Genomic DNA, 1996 nt, shown 5'->3' on the forward strand with positions numbered 1-1996 from the left:
CGGCTCGGCGGGGCGGTGTGGACCTCGGGGCGGGCCGACTTCGGGCTGTGGGAGGAGTCGGAGCACCCGGCGGTCGAACGCACCGCGACCGGGGCGCTCCTGGTCGCCCAGGACCGGGCGGTGGTGCCGTTCTCGTCCTGGCTCAGCGACGCGGTGGCCACGCACGTCGGGGAGAGGACGCTCCAGGTGCTCACCCCGCCCACCGCCCGTCTGACCTACGCGGTACGCACCTTCGCGGCCGGGACGCTGGGGCGCTGGGTGGTGCGGGGCGAGGACGGCGGCCACTACGACGGCATCACCGGCCTGCCCGTGCGCTGGGACGACGAGCAGGGGTTCCGCGCGGACAGGGAACCGGCCGGGCTGGCGTGGGCGGCCGGGCATCCGGACGCCGAGCCGGTTTCGGGGTTCCTCGCGGACGACACCGAGAGCGCCGGAACGCAGATCGTGGTGGACGTGTCCGTGCTCCACGGCGACCCCTTCACCCCGGACCTGGGCCGCGTGGCGGAGGTCGTCTCCGAGCACGTGGCGGGGACCGCGCCGTCGGCGTGGGGTCCGCACGAGCCCGCGCTCATGGCCTGGGACCGCGACCGGATGGCCGGTTACGTGCGTGAACGCGGATCCAGGCCCTCGATCCTGTACCTGTCGGGTCCGCTGGGCGGGGGGCGCCCCTTCGCCGGACAGCTCCACCTGGCCCGGCGCGGGAGCAGGGTCCTGGAGCGGGTGTCGGTGGTGGCCGGGTTCGAGAACGGGGACGCCGTGCCCTCCGACGCGTTTCCGGCTCTGGTGGAGGCGTTGGCGGCCGAGGGACTGCTGGACGGGTTGCGCGTACGCCGCGTCCCCGGGCGCGCCGATGTCACCTACGCGCCGGTGTGGGCGGGGCCCGCGGTCCCGGTCGGGCTCGCGGTCGGGCCGGACCGGCTGCGCCGGATCGGGACCGGCCGCGCCCAGGCGGGGCCGATCCCGGGCACGCTCGTCGGCGCGGACGGGGCCCGGGCGGTCTGGTACCCGGTGGTGGAGGACGCGGTGGCGCCCCTGCGCGCCCTGGACCTCATGCGGAGGCAGACGGAGTACCTGTCCGCGGCCTCCGCGAAGAGGGGCTGAGCCTTTCCTGGGGGAGTCCCGTCGCCCTTTTCCGGAGCGGTAGTGACGCACGTCACTTTCACTGTTCCCACCTGCGTGTTCCGCTCGGCTCGGCCGGTGACCCCGCGCCTGACCACCGCCGGAGCGGGGTCTCCCGCGGAACCGGGACCGATCGTGGAACGTCACTCCATACGCGCATACTGCTGTTGGAGTCCGCCGGGCGGACCGCGGAGTCGACGAGGGAGGGCAGCGACCGGATGAAGTTCGAACTGGTGGAGCCGTCGGACGAGTCGGACGGGAACGCCGCTGTCGCCGAACCGCGGGACCCGGCGCCCACCGACGGGATCGTGGTCCTCAAGGAGTCGGACGCGGCCTTCCCTAGGCCCGTGTGGGAACGCAGGGCCAGGGCGGTCGAGGGCGTGCGCGCCTCGCTGGAGCTGCTGCGGGCCCGCGTCGCGGAGCAGAGCACGGCCGAGGCCCGCGTTCACGCCGCCGAAGCCCCGGAGGCCGGGGCCGGGGCGCTGTTCCACGCGCACCGGTTCGCCGCTGACACCCCCGGAAAGGAGAGCCGATGAGCCGGTGGAACATCGACGTCTACGGGGTCTCGCTGGTCCTGGGTGACCTGGGCGACCAGCTCGGTCTCGAAGGAGGCGGGTTCTCCGACACCATCGACTCCACCGCCGACGGGATCGAGATGGCGCTGACCAACGCCAAGAGCCCGCCCGTGGAGGCCGCCCTGTCCGGGTTCTTCGAGCACTTCACCGGCGAGACCGACGCCATGTTCACCCGCGCCCTGTCGTGCCTGCAGGGCGCCAACGACGCCACGCTGGCCTACAACCAGGGCCAGGAGGAGATGGCCGCCGAAGCCCAGAGCCAGGCGGGCACCGGCGAGAACCTCGACCTCTGACGCCACCCC

Annotated in this window: 3 protein-coding genes; all 3 read left to right on the plus strand. The window is 74.0% G+C overall.

Translation table 11 applies throughout. The features are described 5' to 3' along the window. Positions 1–1101, plus strand: a 1101-nt coding sequence (locus DQW06_RS28540) for a DUF6177 family protein (RefSeq protein ID WP_117199644.1), incomplete at its 5' end; no start/stop codon positions are given. Between the two features lie 236 nt (positions 1102–1337). Next, complete coding sequence (locus DQW06_RS28545; RefSeq protein WP_117199645.1) at positions 1338–1655, plus strand: cell envelope biogenesis protein TolA; 318 nt, start codon at positions 1338–1340, stop codon at positions 1653–1655. After that, a complete protein-coding gene (locus tag DQW06_RS28550; protein WP_013155569.1) occupies positions 1652–1987 on the plus strand; it encodes a DUF6507 family protein in 336 nt (111 codons plus the stop codon). Before DQW06_RS28545 ends, DQW06_RS28550 begins: the two co-directional genes overlap by 4 nt. Positions 1988–1996: the final 9 nt, after the last annotated feature.

Source organism: Nocardiopsis sp. TNDT3, from assembly GCF_003427465.1.
In the GTDB taxonomy this organism is placed as follows: domain Bacteria; phylum Actinomycetota; class Actinomycetes; order Streptosporangiales; family Streptosporangiaceae; genus Nocardiopsis; species Nocardiopsis dassonvillei.

Coding starts and splice junctions, on each gene's coding strand:
- DQW06_RS28545 (WP_117199645.1), top strand. CDS start 1,338: ATGAAGTTCGAACTGGTGGAGCCGTCGGACGAGTCGGACGGGAACGCC.
- DQW06_RS28550 (WP_013155569.1), top strand. CDS start 1,652: ATGAGCCGGTGGAACATCGACGTCTACGGGGTCTCGCTGGTCCTGGGT.